Genomic DNA, 17,739 nt, shown 5'->3' with positions numbered 1-17,739 from the left:
CGATGATGATGCAACCATCTATCAAGCCTGCTGATGAAGGCTCAGCAGGAGACATCATTGCGCGCATCGGTAGTCTGACCCGAATGCTGCGCGACAGCCTGCGTGAACTGGGACTGGACCAGGCGATTGCCGAAGCGGCGGAGGCGATCCCTGATGCGCGCGACCGTCTGGATTACGTCGTCCAGATGACGGCGCAGGCGGCGGAACGCGCGCTAAACAGTGTCGAAGCCTCGCAGCCGCATCAGGATGCGATGGAAAAAGAGGCGAAAGCGCTAACCCAACGTTGGGACGAGTGGTTTGACAATCCGATCGAGCTTTCCGACGCCCGTGAACTGGTGACGGATACGCGCCAGTTTCTCAGGGATGTCCCGGGCCATACCAGCTTTACTAACGCGCAACTGCTGGACATCATGATGGCGCAGGATTTCCAGGATCTGACGGGTCAGGTGATCAAACGCATGATGGACGTGATTCAGGAGATTGAACGCCAGTTGTTAATGGTGCTGCTGGAAAACATCCCGGAACAGAGCGCGCGACCAAAACGCGAGAACGAAAGCTTACTCAACGGCCCGCAGGTGGATACCTCGAAAGCTGGCGTTGTCGCCAGTCAGGATCAGGTGGACGACCTGCTGGACAGTCTTGGCTTTTAAGCTTTTTTGACCTGATGGCGCTGCGCTTATCGGGTCCGAATCCGTCAACCAGGCCGGATACGAGACTTTCTTATCGTATCCGGCTATCTCTATTAACGCCATAAACCCCGCCTTTTTTACCGCTTACTCTGCCCATTGACGTAAAGCGGTTCTGGCATCATTCTCGCTTATCAATCTATCCAGGGTTTGCTGCGTGGCAGAAGAGAGCGACGACGACAAAACAGAAGCCCCCACACCCCACCGACTTGAAAAAGCGCGGGAAGAAGGGCAGATCCCCCGTTCCAGAGAACTGACCTCACTGCTGATATTGCTGGTGGGCGTTTGTATTATTTGGTTCGGCGGCGAGTCGTTAGCGCGGCAACTGGCGGGAATGCTCTCAGCAGGCCTGCACTTCGATCACCGTATGGTGAACGATCCTAACCTGATCCTGGGGCAGATAATTTTGCTGATTAAAGCGGCGATGATGGCACTGCTACCGCTCATCGCGGGCGTGGTGCTGGTGGCGCTTATCTCGCCGGTTATGCTTGGCGGCCTGATTTTTAGCGGTAAGTCGCTACAGCCAAAATTTTCTAAATTAAACCCGCTGCCGGGAATTAAGCGCATGTTTTCGGCGCAGACCGGCGCGGAACTGCTAAAAGCGGTGTTGAAATCCACGCTGGTCGGCTGCGTTACCGGCTTTTATCTCTGGCATAACTGGCCGCAAATGATGCGCCTGATGGCGGAGTCACCGATCGTCGCAATGGGGAATGCGCTGGATCTGGTTGGACTCTGCGCGTTACTGGTGGTACTGGGCGTGATTCCGATGGTGGGATTTGACGTGTTTTTCCAGATCTTTAGCCACCTGAAAAAATTACGCATGTCGCGGCAGGACATTCGTGACGAATTTAAAGAGAGCGAAGGCGATCCGCATGTTAAGGGCAAAATTCGCCAGATGCAACGCGCCGCCGCGCAGCGCCGCATGATGGAAGATGTGCCGAAAGCGGACGTCATTGTCACTAACCCGACACACTATTCCGTGGCGCTGCAGTATGACGAAAACAAAATGAGCGCGCCGAAAGTGGTCGCGAAGGGGGCTGGATTAATAGCGCTGCGCATTCGCGAGATCGGCGCTGAACATCGGGTTCCCACTTTAGAAGCGCCGCCGCTGGCGCGGGCATTATATCGCCACGCCGAAATCGGTCAGCAAATTCCCGGGCAGTTATATGCTGCCGTTGCGGAAGTGTTGGCCTGGGTCTGGCAGCTTAAACGCTGGCGGCTTGCGGGCGGGCAACGTCCTCCACAACCTGAGAACCTTCCGGTGCCAGAAGCGCTGGATTTTATGAACGAGAAGAATACTGATGGCTAATCTGGTCGCGATGCTGCGCCTGCCCAGCAACCTGAAATCGACGCAATGGCAAATTCTTGCCGGGCCGATCCTCATTCTGCTGATTTTGTCGATGATGGTGCTGCCGCTACCTGCTTTTATCCTCGACTTATTGTTTACCTTTAATATTGCGCTATCGATTATGGTGCTGCTGGTGGCGATGTTTACCCAGCGTACTCTGGATTTTGCCGCGTTTCCGACCATTCTGCTGTTTACCACGCTACTGCGTCTGGCGCTTAACGTAGCCTCAACGCGCATTATTTTGATGGAAGGGCATACCGGCGCGGCGGCGGCGGGAAAGGTGGTGGAGGCGTTTGGTCATTTCCTGGTCGGCGGTAACTTCGCGATCGGGATTGTGGTTTTTATCATCCTCGTCATTATCAACTTCATGGTCATCACCAAAGGCGCCGGACGTATTGCCGAAGTCGGCGCGCGCTTTGTGCTGGACGGTATGCCCGGCAAGCAAATGGCGATTGACGCCGATCTTAATGCCGGTCTGATTGGTGAAGACGAGGCCAAAAAACGGCGTTCGGAAGTCACTCAGGAAGCCGATTTCTACGGCTCGATGGACGGGGCAAGTAAATTTGTGCGCGGCGACGCCATCGCCGGTATTCTCATCATGGTCATTAACGTGGTAGGCGGGCTGCTGGTCGGCGTATTGCAGCACGGAATGAGCATAGGCAGCGCGGCGGAAAGCTACACCCTGCTGACCATTGGCGACGGCCTGGTCGCCCAGATCCCGGCGCTGGTTATCTCCACGGCGGCGGGCGTCATTGTGACCCGCGTCAGTACCGATCAGGATGTAGGCGAGCAGATGGTTGGCCAACTGTTCAGTAATCCAAGGGTGATGCTGCTGGCGGCGGCGGTGCTGGGGCTGCTTGGCATGGTGCCAGGAATGCCTAACCTGGTATTTTTACTCTTTACCGCCGCTTTGCTCGGCCTGGCATGGTGGCTGCGCGGGCGTGAAGAAAAAGCGCCGGAGGAGCCGCAGCCGGTAAAAATGCCGGAAAATAACTCGGTGGTCGAAGCCACCTGGAATGACGTACAGCTTGAGGATTCACTGGGCATGGAAGTGGGCTACCGCCTGATCCCGATGGTGGATTTTCAACAGGATGGCGAATTGCTCGGACGTATTCGCAGTATTCGTAAAAAATTCGCTCAGGATATGGGGTTCCTGCCGCCGGTTGTCCATATTCGCGACAATATGGATTTACAGCCTGCGCGCTACCGTATTTTGATGAAAGGGGTAGAGATTGGCAGCGGGGACGCCTATCCGGGACGCTGGCTGGCTATTAACCCTGGCACGGCGGCGGGAACGCTACCGGGCGAGAAAACCGTCGATCCAGCTTTTGGCCTTGATGCCATCTGGATTGAAAGCGCCCTGAAAGAGCAGGCGCAAATTCAGGGCTTTACCGTTGTTGAAGCCAGTACCGTTGTGGCGACGCACCTTAACCACTTGATTGGCCAATTCTCCGCCGAACTGTTTGGCCGCCAGGAAGCGCAGCAACTGTTGGATCGTGTCTCTCAGGAGATGCCTAAACTCACGGAAGATCTGGTCCCCGGCGTCGTGACCCTCACGACTTTACATAAAGTCCTGCAAAACTTACTGGCGGAAAAAGTCCCGATTCGCGATATGCGCACCATTCTGGAAACGCTGGCGGAACATGCGCCGTTACAAAGCGATCCGCATGAATTAACCGCCGTGGTACGCGTGGCATTAGGACGAGCGATTACGCAACAGTGGTTCCCCGGTAATGAAGAAGTGCAGGTGATTGGCCTGGATACCGCGCTGGAGCGTTTGCTGCTTCAGGCATTGCAGGGCGGCGGTGGACTTGAGCCGGGGTTGGCGGATCGCCTGCTGGCGCAGACGCAAGAGGCGCTTTCTCGCCAGGAAATGCTTGGCGCGCCGCCGGTATTGCTGGTTAACCATGCGCTACGTCCATTATTGTCCCGCTTTTTGCGGCGCAGTTTACCGCAGCTGGTGGTGTTGTCGAACCTTGAGCTTTCCGATAACCGTCATATCCGCATGACGGCGACCATTGGAGGAAAATAATGCGTAAATGGCTGGCGTTGTTGCTCTTTCCCCTGACGGTTCAGGCCGCAGGCGAAGGCGCGTGGCAGGATAGCGGTATGGGCGTAACCTTAAATTACCGGGGCGTTTCCGCATCGTCTTCGCCATTGTCGGCGCGTCAGCCGGTTTCCGGTGTGATGACGTTGGTCGCCTGGCGTTATGAACTGAATGGCCCGACCCCCGCGGGCTTACGGGTACGTTTATGTTCCCAGTCCCGTTGCGTAGAACTTGATGGTCAGAGTGGCACGACCCACGGTTTTGCTCATGTTCCCGCAGTCGAGCCGCTCCGCTTTGTCTGGGAAGTCCCCGGCGGCGGCCGACTTATCCCGGCGTTAAAAGTGCGGAGCAATCAGGTGATTGTGAACTACCGCTAACCGCCCCTTTCTTTGCCAGGTAGCAGACCTGACTCTCTTTTTGAATAAATAGAAACGCCGTTTTATAAAATGGTGAGGTAGATTGCCGGACTCTTTGCGTTTTTGCCATTTACGCTCTGGCAATGGCAGAAACAAAAAGGTTTCCGCCCAGCTTAGCTTTTACTGTAGCGAATCGACTGCGTCGGCGGTAAAACTGCACGCAGCACTGAATTCGACATTACACAGAGGTTAAGCAAATGATGGTTTATCCAGTCAAACACAGTCCGCTATTGCGTCAGCCTGAGCATTTTATCGCCAGAGATGAACTAAAAGCCCTGGTGCAAAAGGTGACGCATAACCTGGTCAATATTAAAGATGAGACAGGCGAATTTTTATTGCGACTGGACGACGGACGCGTGATCGATACTAAAGGCTGGGCCGGATGGGAGTGGACGCACGGCGTGGGCCTGTACGGAATGTATCACTATTACCAACAGACCGGCGACCAGACGATGCGTAAGATCATTGATGACTGGTTTGCCGATCGTTTTGCGGAAGGCGCGACGACGAAAAACGTTAATACGATGGCGCCATTTTTAACGCTGGCGTATCGCTATGAAGAGACGCGTAATCCAGCGTATTTACCGTGGCTGGAAACGTGGGCCGAATGGGCGATGAATTAAATGCCCCGTACCGATCACGGCGGAATGCAGCACATCACGCTGGCGGAGGAAAATCATCAGCAGATGTGGGACGACACGCTAATGATGACGGTGCTGCCGCTGGCGAAAATCGGTAAGCTGCTGAACCGGCCGGAATATGTGGAAGAGGCAACCTATCAGTTCCTGCTACACGTGCAGAATTTGATGGATAAAGAGACGGGGCTGTGGTTCCACGGCTGGAGCTATGACGGTCATCATAACTTCGCTAACGCTCGCTGGGCGCGCGGCAACAGTTGGCTGACCATTGTGATCCCGGATTTTCTTGAACTGCTGGACTTGCCGGAAAATAATGCCGTGCGCCGTTACCTGATCCAGGTACTGAATGCGCAGATCGCCGCGCTGGCGAAATGTCAGGATGAAAGCGGTTTGTGGCATACGCTGCTTGACGATCCGCACTCTTATCTTGAGGCGTCGGCGACGGCGGGTTTTGCCTACGGTATTCTTAAAGCGGTGCGCAAACGCTATGTCGAACGGCACTATGCGCAGGTGGCGGAACAAGCTATTCGGGGGATAGTGAAACATATCTCGCCGGAAGGCGAACTGCTGCAAACGTCATTTGGCACTGGCATGGGCCACGATCTCGATTTTTACCGTCACATTCCGTTGACCTCTATGCCTTACGGGCAGGCGATGGCAATGCTGTGTTTGACGGAATATCTGCGTAACTATTTCTGATGTATGCGGATATTCCGGGCGTATCCTTGTCTGATGGCGCTTTGCTTATTTGACTATGGCACCTGACCTGGCTGCGTGGTATCAGCCTGTGGATCAAACAGGTGGTCAAGGATTTTTCGCATGATGGGCGCGGCGGTAACGCCGTCGCTTCCGCCGTTTTCCAGAATCAAGGCAATAGCGACCTTAGGGTTTTTATACGGTGCAAAAGCGGTATAAAACACATGATCGCGCAGGCGAATGGGGATCATTTTCGCGTTGTAGGTCTGATTTTCTTTCAGGCTAAATACCTGCGACGTGCCGCTTTTGGCCGCAATGCCGTAGGGCGCTGTGTGAAAGAACTTATAGCCCGTTCCGTTGGGTGCATTCGCCATGCCATACATCGCCTGACGCACCAGTCCCCAGTATGGCGACGCCGGATCGGCTATCTGTGCCGGTGTTCCTGAAGGGCGATACGGAACCACCGTTTTGCCGCTCTCTTCATTGAGTAACAGGTGAGGGGCAATCACCTTACCGTTGTTGATGAGCGCCACCATCGCTTTTACCATCTGGATGGGGGTGGCAATCCAGTAACCCTGGCCGATGCCGACAGAGATGGTATCGCCCTGATACCAGGCTTTTTTATGGACCCGCTGTTTCCATGCGCGGCTGGGAAGCAGCCCGTCATACTCTTCATTTAGGTCGATGCCCGTCGGTTTGCCATAGCCGAACTGAGACAACATCGTGTCGATACGGTCAATACCCATCATATAAGCGACCTGATAGAAAAAGGTATCCGCAGATTCCTCAATCGCTTTAGTGACATCCAGCATACCGTGTCCGGTTTTTTTCCAGTCCCGGTAATGCCGCTGCGTGCCGGGAAGCGTCCAGGTTGGCGCGCCAAAGAAGGTGGTTTGCGGAGTAATAATCCCGCATAACAGCGCGGACATCGCCATATAGGGTTTAACCGTTGACGCCGGGGGATAAAGCCCTTGCGTCACGCGGTTGATCAGCGGCAGATTTTTATCGTGCAGCAGTTTGCCGTAATCCTGATAGCTAATGCCTTTTACAAAGGGGTTCGGGTCGTAGCTGGGCATAGATACCATCGCCAGCACTGAACCATCGTGCGGATCTTCAACCAGTACGGCAGCACGCTGCCCGGCCAGCAAACTTTCAATGTACTCTTGTAAATGGAGATCCAGCGTCAGGTGAATATTCTTACCCGCGATGGGAGGAACGTCTTTCAGCAGGCGGACAATACGCCCGTGATTATCCACCTCGACCTCCTGATAACCGGTTTTGCCATGAAGATCGTTTTCGTAGTAACGCTCAATCCCCTGTTTACCGATGTTATGGTCCGCCGCGTAATTCTCTGCCAGCCCTTTTTTATCCAGCGCTTTAAGGTCGTTATCGTTTATCTTTGACACGTAACCGAGAACATGCGCCAGCTCCGCGCCGTAAGGATACTGCCGATCCTGATAGCTATTGATCGTGACGCCGTTGAAATGAAACTGATTGACCGCAAAGCGTGCGATTTCAACATCCGTTAGCGCGTTTTTGAGCACCACCGGACGATAGCGGCTACTGGATTTTAGCGCATGGCGAAAGTCGGCGATATCATCGGGGGAGAGATCAACAATAGGGGTGAGCTGTTTTAGCAGCGCATCCATATCGGCAATTTTATAGGGCGTAACCGCGATATCATACCAGGTTACGTTACGCACCAGCGGAATGCCGTTGCGATCGTAAATAATGCCGCGCGTGGGCGCGACGGGTAGCATCTTGATATCGTTCTCATTCGAACGGGTGGTGTAGTAGTGGTGCTGACGGATTTGCAAGTTATAGAGGTTGAAGATCAGGATACCAAAGCAGACAACCACTACACCAAACGCCACAATCACACGTCTCAGGAAGAGTTTCTCTTCCGCATCAAAGTCTTTAAAAGTCATTACCTGTACCTGAACAATCCGCCGCCTAATGATACGGGGCGGTCAGCGCCAGCACAGGTAAAAGATGTTCCATCTCTCTATAGAAATGTGTCATTCCTTGTGATTTGTTACAGATATACCGCTGTGGCAATAAAAAGGCCTGAGTCCGTTACCCGGAGTCAGGCCTGATGATGTTAACGACGGCGCGTTTACATGCGTTCTACGGTTTCGATACCCAACGTATCCAGACCCAGTTTCAGCGTCTTCGCCGTCAGTTGCGCCAGTTTTAGGCGGCTATTGCGAACCGCGTCATTCTCGGCGCTGAGAATAGGGCAGTGCTCGTAGAAGCCGGAGAACAGCCCGGCGACGTCATACAGATACGCGCACATGACGTGCGGCGTACCTTCACGCGCGACCACCGTCAGGGTTTCTTCAAACTGCAGCAGACGGGCAGCGAGTTGCGCTTCGCGATCTTCGCTAATGATAACCGGCGCGCTCGCCAGCGCCTGCTCGTCGATGTCCGCTTTACGGAAAACAGACAGCACACGCGTATAGGCATACTGCATATAAGGAGCGGTATTGCCTTCGAAAGCCAACATATTATCCCAGTCGAAGATATAGTCAGTGGTGCGGTTTTTTGACAGATCGGCGTATTTCACCGCGCCAATACCGACGGCGTTAGCCAGTTTTTCCAGCTCGTCAGCCGGCATATTCGGGTTCTTCTCCGCCACCAGACGACGCGCGCGCTCCAGCGCCTCATCCAGCAGGTCCGCCAGTTTCACCGTACCGCCCGCGCGAGTTTTAAACGGTTTACCGTCTTTACCCAACATCATGCCGAACATGTGGTGTTCCAGCGGAACGGAATCCGGTACATAACCGGCTTTGCGCACAATAGTCCAGGCTTGCATCAGGTGCTGGTGCTGACGGGAGTCAATGTAGTAGAGCACGCGGTCGGCGTGCAGCGTTTCGTAACGGTATTTGGCGCAGGCGATATCGGTAGTGGTATACAAATAACCGCCATCTTTCTTCTGAATAATGACGCCCATCGGGTCGCCTTCCTTGTTTTTAAACTCATCAAGGAAAACCACCGTTGCGCCTTCGCTTTCAACCGCCAGGCCTTTGGCTTTCAGATCGGCGACGATGCCCGGCAGCATCGGATTATACAGACTTTCGCCCATCACATCGTCACGAGTCAAAGTGACGTTCAGACGATCATAAGTGATCTGGTTTTGCGTCATCGTGATATCAACCAGCTTACGCCACATCTCACGGAAATAGGCATCACCGCTCTGCAATTTGACGACGTAGTTACGCGCGCGCTCGGCAAACGCTTCATCTTCGTCATAATGCTTTTTCGCATCGCGGTAAAATCCTTCAAGATCCGCCAGCGCCATGTCGCCCGCGTTTTCCTGCTGCTGTTTTTCCAGCCAGGCGATCAGCATACCGAACTGGGTGCCCCAGTCGCCGACGTGGTTAGCGCGAATAACATGATGGCCCAGAAACTCCAGCGTGCGCACAGCCGCATCGCCGATAATCGTGGAGCGTAGATGACCAACGTGCATCTCTTTCGCGACGTTGGGCGCGGAGTAGTCAACGACAATCGTCTGGCGAGTCGGCTGAGAAACGCCCAGACGATCGGAGGCCAGCGCCTGCTGCACCTGTTCAGCGAGAAAAGCCGGTTCGAGGAAAATATTGATAAAGCCAGGGCCGGCGATTTCAACCTTGCTGGCGATGCCGCTGAGATCCAGATGAGTCAGCACCTGCTCTGCAAGTTGTCGGGGGGCCATACCCAGTTTTTTCGCAACTGCCATCATGCCGTTGGCCTGATAGTCGCCGAACTGAACTTTGGCTGACTGACGAACCTGGGGCTCGCAATCTGCAGGCGCGCCTGCAGCAATCATGGCCTGACTAACTTTTTCTGAGAGAAGAGCCTGAATATTCACCGGAATACCTTACGTTTATGAAGCGGACTGTATTGCCCGCGCCAGTTTAAGAATTAGGGCGGGAGTATACTGCAAATGCCCGTTGGCGTCAGCATTGCGCGCGCGGCGCGTCGCCTGAAATATACGCAACAATAATCTGCATAAGCATTCAATAAACGCCCAATCAAATCAAAGGTTGGTTGCCGGGGCGCAACAGCGTAAATTAGCGGTTTTCACAGCAAGAAGAGCGTCCTGATATGGCGAACTGGCAACACATTGATGAACTGCATGATATTTCCGCAGATTTACCGCGATTCACTCTGGCGTTCAGAGAACTTTCCACTCGCCTTGGTCTGCAGATTAGCGCCCTTGAGGCCGATCACATTTCATTGCGCTGTCACCAGAATACGACGGCGGAGCGTTGGCGTCGCGGTTTTGAACAATGCGGCGAGCTACTGTCGGAAAATATCATCAACGGCAGGCCGATTTGTCTGTTTAAACTGCATGAACCGGTATGTGTGGAACACTGGCGGTTTTCTGTTATTGAATTACCGTGGCCGGGAGAAAAACGCTATCCACACGAAGGGTGGGAGCATATTGAAATCGTGCTGCCCGGCGAGCCGGAGACCTTGAACGCGCGGGCGCTGGCGTTGTTGTCGGATGAGGGGCTTAGTCAGCCGGGGATCGTGGTTAAAACCAGTTCGCCACAGGGCGAGCATGAACGTTTGCCAAACCCTACGCTGGCCGTGACCGATGGCCGCATCACGGTAAAATTTCATCCATGGTCGATTGAAGCGATTGTCGCCAGCGAACAGGCGGCCCATTAACCTGCCGAGCGGAGTGAATATGGCGTTACTTGAGATCTGTTGTTACAGCATGGAATGCGCGCTCACCGCGCAGCGAAACGGCGCGGATCGTATCGAACTGTGCGCCGCGCCGAAAGAAGGCGGGCTTACGCCTTCGCTGGGCGTCTTACGCAGCGTGCGCGAGCATATTACGATTCCCGTACATCCGATTATTCGTCCTCGTGGCGGGGATTTTTACTACACTGACGGCGAATTTGCCGCCATGCTGGAAGATATCCGCCTCGTCAGAGAGTTGGGGTTTCCCGGGCTGGTTACTGGCGTGTTGACCGTTGATGGGGATGTCGATATGTCGCGAATGGAAAAAATAATGGCGGCGGCCGGACCGCTGGCAGTGACATTCCACCGCGCCTTCGATATGTGCGCTAATCCCTTCAATGCGCTAAAGAATCTGGCTGACGCAGGCGTATCAAGAGTACTGACTTCCGGGCAAAAAGCCGATGCGGCGCAAGGTTTATCAATAATTATGGAACTTATTGCCCAGGGGGATGCTCCAATCATTATGGCTGGTGCGGGGGTTCGTGCAAATAACCTGCAGAATTTCCTCGATGCCGGAGTACGGGAAGTACACAGTTCCGCCGGAGTCTTACTGCCTTCGCCGATGCGCTATCGCAACCAGGGGTTATCGATGTCTGCCGATATACAGGCGGACGAGTATTCTCGCTATAGGGTAGAGGGTGCGGCGGTCGCTGAAATGAAAGGAATCATTGTTCGCCATCAGGCCAAATGATTTTTACCGTTGCATCATGTCGCCCAATATGATGCTTGCTCGTACCAGGCCCCTGCCAATTCAACAGGGGCCTTTTTTTCTCCTTCATATTTCAAGCCGCAGCAGCGTTGGCCGCCTCGCGCACCCCGGTCACGTAGCTACCTACGTTCCCGGGGATTTGCTGCGTTGCCGCCTTGCTGCAACTTGAACTATTTTGGAGAAACGGTGCTATACGTAACGGTCATTCGGCAATCCATCACGGTTTACGCGCAATCAGCACCGCGCGCTGCGGGGCGGGATAGCCTTCCACCGTCTTGCTGCGATCGTTCGGGTCAAGGAAATCGGCCAGCGACTCGGTAACCATCCATTCGGTACGGCGTTGCTCTTCGGTGGTAGTGACGCAGACATCGGCGATACGCACGTCAATAAAGCCGCATTTTTCCAGCCATTTTTTTAATGCCGGCGCGGAAGGAATAAAATAGACGTTACGCATCTGCGCGTAGCGGTCACCCGGCACCAAAACGGTATTTTCGTCGCCGTCGACGACCAGCGTTTCCAGTACCAGTTCACCCTCGTTGACCAACTGATCTTTTAACTGCCACAGATGCTCCAGCGGCGAGCGACGGTGATAAAGCACCCCCATCGAGAAGACGGTATCAAATGCTTTCAGCGCCGGGAGTTGTTCAATGCCCAACGGCAGCAGATGCGCGCGCTGATCGTTACCTAACAGTTTACGCACCGCCTCAAACTGGCAGAGGAAAAGCTGCGTAGGATCGATGCCGACCGCCAGATGTGCGCCTGCGCCAATCATCCGCCACAGGTGATAGCCGCTGCCGCAGCCGACATCAAGGATCGTCCGGCCGGTTAAATCTGACAGATGCGGCAGTACGCGATCCCACTTCCAGTCGGAGCGCCATTCGGTATCAATATCTACGCCATAAAGCGAGAACGGGCCTTTACGCCACGGCATCAGATTACGCAGCAATGTATCAATACGCTTTAGCTGACCTTCGCTGAGCGGCGTTTCGCTTTCCGCCGTGACGCTGTGCAGTAAATCCAGCCGCCAGGGCGTAATTTCCGGTAAAAATTCTACCGCGTTCGACCACTGTTTAAACAAGCCATGCTGCTGCTCGCGTTGCCAGGCGGCAATCTGCGCGGGCAATGTTTCCAGCCAGTGGGAGAGGTGATTTTTAGCAATGAGCTGATAAAAGTTACCAAACTCGATCATGCGGCAACTCCGGCTTTTAACGCGACAAGCGACCCGAAATTAAAGCACTGGAACCACAGTTCGCTGTGTTCGAAACCCGCCTGACGCAGGCGCGCTTTATGTGTTTCCACCGAGTCGGTGAGCATCACGTTTTCCAGCATACTGCGCTTCTGGCTGATCTCCAGTTCGCTGTACCCATTAGCGCGTTTAAAATCGTGGTGCATGTTGAATAACAGCTCGCCCACTTTCGCGTCTTCAAAGCTAAATTTTTCCGACAGTACCAGCGCGCCGCCGGGATTCAACCCCAGGTAAATCTTATCCAGCAATGCCTGGCGTTCGGCAGGTTCAAGGAATTGCAGGGTAAAATTCAGCACCACCATCGAGGCGTTTTCAATAGTGATATCGCGGATATCGCCTTCAACAACTTCAACCGGCGTTGGCGCTTTATATGCATCAATATGGCGGCGGCAGCGTTCAATCATGGCCGGGGAGTTATCGACGGCGATAATGCGACAATGCTCATGGCGGATATTACGCCGAACAGACAGCGTCGCGGCGCCCAGCGAGCAGCCCAGATCGTAGACCTGCGTGTTCGGCTGCACAAAGCGTTCAGCCAACATGCCAATCATGGAGATGATGTTGGAGTAGCCTGGTACCGAACGCTGAATCATGTCGGGAAAAACTTCGGCTACTCGTTCATCAAAAGTCCAGTCGCCGAGACGGGCGATAGGCGCAGAAAAAAGCGTGTCGCGGTGAGACATAACGTATACATCCGGGAAAAATAAAGGCGCATATTGTGCGCTAATACAGGGAGAAAACCAACTCCCAGGGCATATACCACAGGTTTGCCAGCACCATCAGCAACAATGCGCACCAGGTCGCGCTCATCCCCGCCCGCCGCCAGCGGAACAGGCGGTGGTGAAAACCGTAATAATGCATCAGCCGACCGGCGATTAAAATGATGCCGCAGATATGCACCATCCACGTTTCGGCGCCGTTCATTTCCATAAACAGCAGTAGCACCAGCGCGACAGGAATATATTCCACCGCGTTGCCATGAATACGGATGGCGCTTTGCAATTCGCTAAAACCGCCGTCGCCATAGGCGACACGGTACTGCATTCGCAAGCGAACGACATTAAAAGAGAACTTCATTAATAATAACGCACCCAAAACGGCATACAGCGCGCTTACCATACAAACTCCCTTTTAAAATGGCTGATGGCACTGTCTATGATAGGGGGCATTTTCAGAAAAGAGAAGATTGCTGTGGAATGGACGGAGCAGTGCCGATTTCCGGTAAGACGCTGCGTAAATCATGCCAAAGCGTATTCACCAGTTCCGGCGCCTGCGCGATATCCGGAGTATGTAAAAACAGAAAAGGCGTGGTGGTCTGCCGCCACTGCGGGAGTTTCTGCAACCAGGCGGCGAAAAACTCACGGTTTTGCGCCATATTGTCGCTACCGATAAAACGTACCATCGGGTGGCTGGCCGTCACGACCGCATGTACCGGGACTTTGGGTTTTTTTCGCTGCGCGTCGCGGACGGCCTCGCTGTGGGGATGGGCGGCATGTACCGGACGACTATCCAGGATCACGCGGTTTACGCCGCGCGCGTGTAACCCGCGATTGAGCCGCTGTTCATCCTCACCTTTGTCAAAAAAACACGGATGACGAACTTCTACGCCATAGGTAAACGTGGCGGGGAGCGCATCAAGAAACTGCCATAAGGCGGGGAGATCGCGCGGTCCAAAGGCGGCGGGCAACTGCAGCCAGTATTGGCCAATACGCGTTTCTAGCGGCTCCAGCCGGGTAAAAAACGCCTGTACCAGATCGTCGCAATGGCGCAGCGCGGCCTGGTGAGAAATGGTGGCGGGAAATTTAAAGCAAAAACGGAAATCGTCCGTAGTTTGCGCATACCAGCGATCGACAATTTCCGCTTTCGGTAGCGCGTAAAGCGTGGTGTTGCCCTCCACGCAGTTAAAGTGGCGGGCATACTCTTCCAGACTGGTGATGCCGAGCCGCGCCCATTTCGGGTGCGACCATTGCGGCAAGCCAATGTAGATCATAAGGCGTTTAAAATATCCTCTACGCTGCTTACCCGGCTAATGCGCGGGAAAATATGCGTCATACTGCTCTGATGCTGCTCACTGCTGGCGGCGCTACAGGCATCTTCGGCAATAATAAGGTTAAATCCCAACTCCCAGGCGTTACGCGCTGTGGATTCGACGCCGATATTGGTTGAGATCCCGCACAATATGATGGTGTCGATACCCCGGCGGCGAAGCTGTAATTCCAGGTCGGTGCCGTAAAACGCGCCCCACTGGCGTTTAGTCACTTCCAGATCGCTGTCCTTTTTACCCAATGCCGTAGGCCAGGTCCACCAGTTTTCCGGCAATGCGTGCGCAGGCGTTGCGGCATCCACCGGCTGTTTTAACGCTTCGGCATAATCATCAGACCATCCGACGCGTACCATAACCACGGGTGAGCCGTTGGCGCGACACTTTTCCGCCAGCCGCGCGGCGCGGGCGACCACCTCATTTGCCGTATACGGGCCGCCGGCAAACGGAAGAATTCCTTCCTGTAAATCAATAACCACCAGGGCGGTTGTGGTCGCGTTGAGTTTCAGCATGATAATCACTCTCCTAAAAATAGCGGATTTCACTACACCTTAAGCGCGATTAAAGAGGAAAGCGGCGACAAATATTGTTAATTTTTGTGAGCATACGCAATACCCGCGTGAAAAACCCGGGTACAGTCAGTATGAACCAAGTGTCGATACCGCATGAAACGGGCAAGTTATCGCTCCCATGCTGGATTGACTCTTATCGTGCGGCAGAATTTCCAGTATAATAGCCGCCTTTTTTCATCCAGTTGTGACATACAGCTAAAGCTGCGACTTCGTCGCCTGCATGGCAGGCAACAATCCGCCTGCGGCTAAGTTAAGGGATATCTCATGCGTACAGAATATTGCGGACAGCTACGTCTGTCCCACGTGGGGCAGCAGGTGACTCTGTGTGGTTGGGTCAACCGTCGTCGTGATCTTGGCAGCCTGATCTTTATCGATATGCGCGACCGCGAAGGTATTGTGCAGGTGTTCTTCGATCCGGATCGTGCGGACGCGTTAAAGCTGGCCTCTGAACTGCGTAATGAGTTCTGCATTCAGGTTACGGGCACCGTGCGTGCGCGTGACGCGAAAAACGTCAATGCGGATATGGCGACCGGCGAAATTGAAGTGCTGGCGTCCTCTCTCACTATCATCAACCGCGCAGACTCACTGCCGCTTGACGCTAACCACGTTAATACCGAAGAGGCGCGTCTCAAGTACCGCTATCTGGATTTGCGTCGTCCGGAAATGGCGCAGCGCCTGAAAACCCGCGCCAAAATTACCAGCCTGGTGCGTCGTTTTATGGACGATCACGGTTTCCTTGATATTGAAACGCCGATGCTGACCAAAGCCACGCCGGAAGGCGCGCGCGACTATCTGGTGCCTTCGCGCGTGCACAAAGGTAAATTCTACGCGCTGCCGCAGTCGCCGCAGCTGTTCAAACAGCTCCTGATGATGTCCGGCTTCGACCGCTACTATCAGATCGTAAAATGCTTCCGTGATGAAGACTTACGTGCTGACCGTCAGCCGGAGTTTACTCAGATCGACGTCGAGACCTCCTTTATGACCGCGCCACAGGTGCGCGAAGTGATGGAAGCGCTGGTGCGCCATTTGTGGCTGGAAGTGAAAGGCGTGGATCTGGGGGATTTCCCGGTAATGACGTTTGCCGAAGCGGAACGTCGTTACGGTTCCGACAAACCAGACCTGCGTAACCCGATGGAACTGGTGGATGTCGCTGACCTGCTGAAATCGGTAGAGTTCGCGGTCTTCGCGGGCCCGGCTAACGATCCGAAAGGCCGCGTGGCAGCGCTGCGTGTGCCTGGCGGCGCACAGCTTAGCCGTAAGCAGATCGACGATTACGGTAACTTTGTTAAGATCTACGGCGCGAAAGGCCTGGCGTATATCAAAGTTAACGAGCGCGCGAAAGGTCTGGACGGGATTAACAGTCCGGTGGCCAAGTTCCTGACCGCCGACATCGTCGACGCTATCCTTGAACGTACCGGCGCGCAGGACGGCGACATGATCTTCTTCGGCGCAGATAACAAAAAAGTGGTTGCCGATGCGCTGGGCGCGCTGCGTCTGAAACTGGGCAAAGACCTGAGCCTGACCGACGAAGACAAATGGGCGCCGCTGTGGGTGATTGACTTCCCGATGTTCGAAGACGACGGCGAAGGCGGTCTGACCGCGATGCACCATCCGTTCACCGCCCCGCGTGACATGACGGCGTCTGAACTGAAAACTGCGCCGGAAGAAGCCGTCGCTAACGCTTACGATATGGTGATTAACGGCTATGAAGTGGGCGGCGGTTCGGTGCGTATTCACAACGGTGAAATGCAGCAAACCGTATTTGGTATTCTCGGTATCAATGAGCAGGAGCAGCGCGAAAAGTTCGGCTTCCTGTTGGATGCGTTGAAATACGGTACGCCGCCGCATGCGGGCCTGGCGTTTGGTCTGGACCGTCTGACCATGCTGTTGACCGGCACCGACAATATTCGTGATGTTATCGCCTTCCCGAAAACGACCGCCGCCGCGTGTCTGATGACCGAAGCGCCGAGTTTCGCCAACCAGGCAGCGTTGACGGAGTTAGGGATTCAGGTTGTGAAGAAAGCCGAGAATAACTGATATGAACAATGTACACGACATCATTCGCGTGATATCGCGGCGGCCCGCAAGGGGGAGTCTCATCAATGCGCGGCGTCACCCAACAGCCAACAACGAGGTCGCGTGAAGGATAAAGTGTACAAGCGCCCCGTTTCGGTCCTGGTGGTTATTTTCGCGCAGGATACGAAACGGGTGCTAATGTTGCAGCGACGCGATGACCCGGATTTTTGGCAGTCAGTGACTGGCAGCATAGAAGAAGGGGAGACCGCGTTGCAGGCCGCCGTACGTGAAGTCAAAGAAGAGGTCACGATTGATGTTGCGGCAGAGCAACTGACCTTAATCGACTGCCAACGTACGGTGGAGTTTGAAATTTTTTCACATTTACGTCATCGCTATGCGCCGGGCGTCATGCACAATACAGAATTCTGGTTCTGCCTTGCGTTACCGCATGAGCGGCAGGTGATATTCACTGAACATCTGACGTACCAGTGGCTTGATGCGCCTGACGCGGCGGCGCTTACCAAGTCCTGGAGTAACCGGCAAGCGATTGAAGAGTTTGTCATTAACGTCGCCTGAAAAGGCGCGCTTTTTTT

At 54.3% G+C, this 17,739-nt stretch carries 15 protein-coding genes and 1 pseudogene; 9 read left to right on the top strand and 7 right to left on the bottom strand.

Annotated elements, in window-relative coordinates:
* The first annotated feature begins 5 nt into the window (after positions 1-5).
* From cheZ to J4645_RS08035, 5 genes and pseudogenes are all read left to right on the top strand, one after another.
* Complete coding sequence (cheZ, locus tag J4645_RS08055; RefSeq protein ID WP_000983586.1) at positions 6-650, top strand: protein phosphatase CheZ; 645 nt, start codon at positions 6-8, stop codon at positions 648-650.
* A gap of 193 nt (positions 651-843) precedes the next feature.
* On the top strand, positions 844-1,995 hold the full coding sequence (gene flhB / locus J4645_RS08050; RefSeq protein ID WP_000797084.1) for a flagellar biosynthesis protein FlhB: 1,152 nt from the start codon (positions 844-846) through the stop codon (positions 1,993-1,995).
* On the top strand, positions 1,988-4,066 hold the full coding sequence (flhA, locus tag J4645_RS08045) for a flagellar biosynthesis protein FlhA (RefSeq protein ID WP_000002386.1): 2,079 nt from the start codon (positions 1,988-1,990) through the stop codon (positions 4,064-4,066). Before flhB ends, flhA begins: the two co-directional genes overlap by 8 nt.
* Entirely contained in the window at positions 4,066-4,458 is a 393-nt protein-coding gene (flhe, locus tag J4645_RS08040) for a flagellar protein FlhE (RefSeq protein ID WP_001233619.1), read from the top strand. The genes flhA and flhe overlap by 1 nt, the downstream gene beginning before the upstream one ends.
* Positions 4,459-4,694: 236 nt before the next feature.
* Positions 4,695-5,834, top strand: a pseudogene (locus tag J4645_RS08035) (glycoside hydrolase family 105 protein).
* Positions 5,835-5,887: 53 nt separating this feature from the next.
* On the opposite strand, the gene mrdA reads toward J4645_RS08035, so the two are convergent.
* Complete coding sequence (gene mrdA / locus J4645_RS08030; RefSeq protein ID WP_023214473.1) at positions 5,888-7,759, bottom strand: penicillin-binding protein 2; 1,872 nt, start codon at positions 7,757-7,759, stop codon at positions 5,888-5,890.
* Between the two features lie 188 nt (positions 7,760-7,947).
* Positions 7,948-9,681, bottom strand: coding sequence for an arginine--tRNA ligase (gene argS / locus J4645_RS08025; RefSeq protein WP_023137960.1), 1,734 nt, complete (start codon positions 9,679-9,681; stop codon positions 7,948-7,950).
* Between the two features lie 236 nt (positions 9,682-9,917).
* On the opposite strand from argS, the gene J4645_RS08020 reads away from it, so the two are divergent.
* Both J4645_RS08020 and cutC read left to right on the top strand, forming a co-directional pair.
* Positions 9,918-10,487: a VOC family protein gene (locus J4645_RS08020; protein WP_000024794.1), complete on the top strand. Its 570-nt coding sequence runs from the start codon at positions 9,918-9,920 to the stop codon at positions 10,485-10,487.
* A gap of 19 nt (positions 10,488-10,506) precedes the next feature.
* Positions 10,507-11,253 (top strand): copper homeostasis protein CutC, encoded by a 747-nt coding sequence (gene cutC, locus J4645_RS08015; protein ID WP_001185781.1) that lies wholly within the window; start codon positions 10,507-10,509, stop codon positions 11,251-11,253.
* A gap of 235 nt (positions 11,254-11,488) precedes the next feature.
* Here the strand turns inward: cutC and cmoB are convergent, their stop codons facing one another.
* The 5 genes from cmoB to J4645_RS07990 are packed head-to-tail and all read right to left on the bottom strand — an operon-like array spanning position 11,489 to position 15,070.
* Entirely contained in the window at positions 11,489-12,460 is a 972-nt protein-coding gene (gene cmoB, locus J4645_RS08010) for a tRNA 5-methoxyuridine(34)/uridine 5-oxyacetic acid(34) synthase CmoB (RefSeq protein ID WP_000569026.1), read from the bottom strand.
* Complete coding sequence (cmoA, locus tag J4645_RS08005) at positions 12,457-13,200, bottom strand: carboxy-S-adenosyl-L-methionine synthase CmoA (RefSeq protein WP_000019609.1); 744 nt, start codon at positions 13,198-13,200, stop codon at positions 12,457-12,459. The genes cmoB and cmoA overlap by 4 nt, the downstream gene beginning before the upstream one ends.
* A 40-nt stretch (positions 13,201-13,240) precedes the next feature.
* Positions 13,241-13,636, bottom strand: coding sequence for an MAPEG family protein (locus J4645_RS08000; protein ID WP_000252975.1), 396 nt, complete (start codon positions 13,634-13,636; stop codon positions 13,241-13,243).
* A gap of 52 nt (positions 13,637-13,688) precedes the next feature.
* Positions 13,689-14,507: a DUF72 domain-containing protein gene (locus J4645_RS07995; RefSeq protein ID WP_000639235.1), complete on the bottom strand. Its 819-nt coding sequence runs from the start codon at positions 14,505-14,507 to the stop codon at positions 13,689-13,691.
* The gene (locus tag J4645_RS07990; protein ID WP_000916145.1) at positions 14,504-15,070 is read right to left on the bottom strand and encodes a hydrolase; all 567 of its coding nucleotides are present in this window, start codon (positions 15,068-15,070) and stop codon (positions 14,504-14,506) included. The genes J4645_RS07995 and J4645_RS07990 overlap by 4 nt, the downstream gene beginning before the upstream one ends.
* Positions 15,071-15,394: 324 nt before the next feature.
* Between J4645_RS07990 and aspS the strand changes: the two genes are divergently transcribed.
* Together aspS and nudB are read left to right on the top strand one after the other, a co-directional pair.
* Positions 15,395-17,167 (top strand): aspartate--tRNA ligase, encoded by a 1,773-nt coding sequence (gene aspS, locus J4645_RS07985; RefSeq protein WP_001258629.1) that lies wholly within the window; start codon positions 15,395-15,397, stop codon positions 17,165-17,167.
* Between the two features lie 102 nt (positions 17,168-17,269).
* On the top strand, positions 17,270-17,722 hold the full coding sequence (gene nudB / locus J4645_RS07980; RefSeq protein WP_000653693.1) for a dihydroneopterin triphosphate diphosphatase: 453 nt from the start codon (positions 17,270-17,272) through the stop codon (positions 17,720-17,722).
* Positions 17,723-17,739 lie beyond the last annotated feature (17 nt).

It is taken from the genome of Salmonella sp. 32082101201600294FB01SM01, assembly GCF_017572865.1.
Classification (GTDB): Bacteria; Pseudomonadota; Gammaproteobacteria; order Enterobacterales; family Enterobacteriaceae; genus Salmonella; species Salmonella enterica.
The sequence above is the reverse complement of the archived record's forward strand: the minus strand, read 5'-3'. Positions and strand labels throughout refer to the sequence as shown.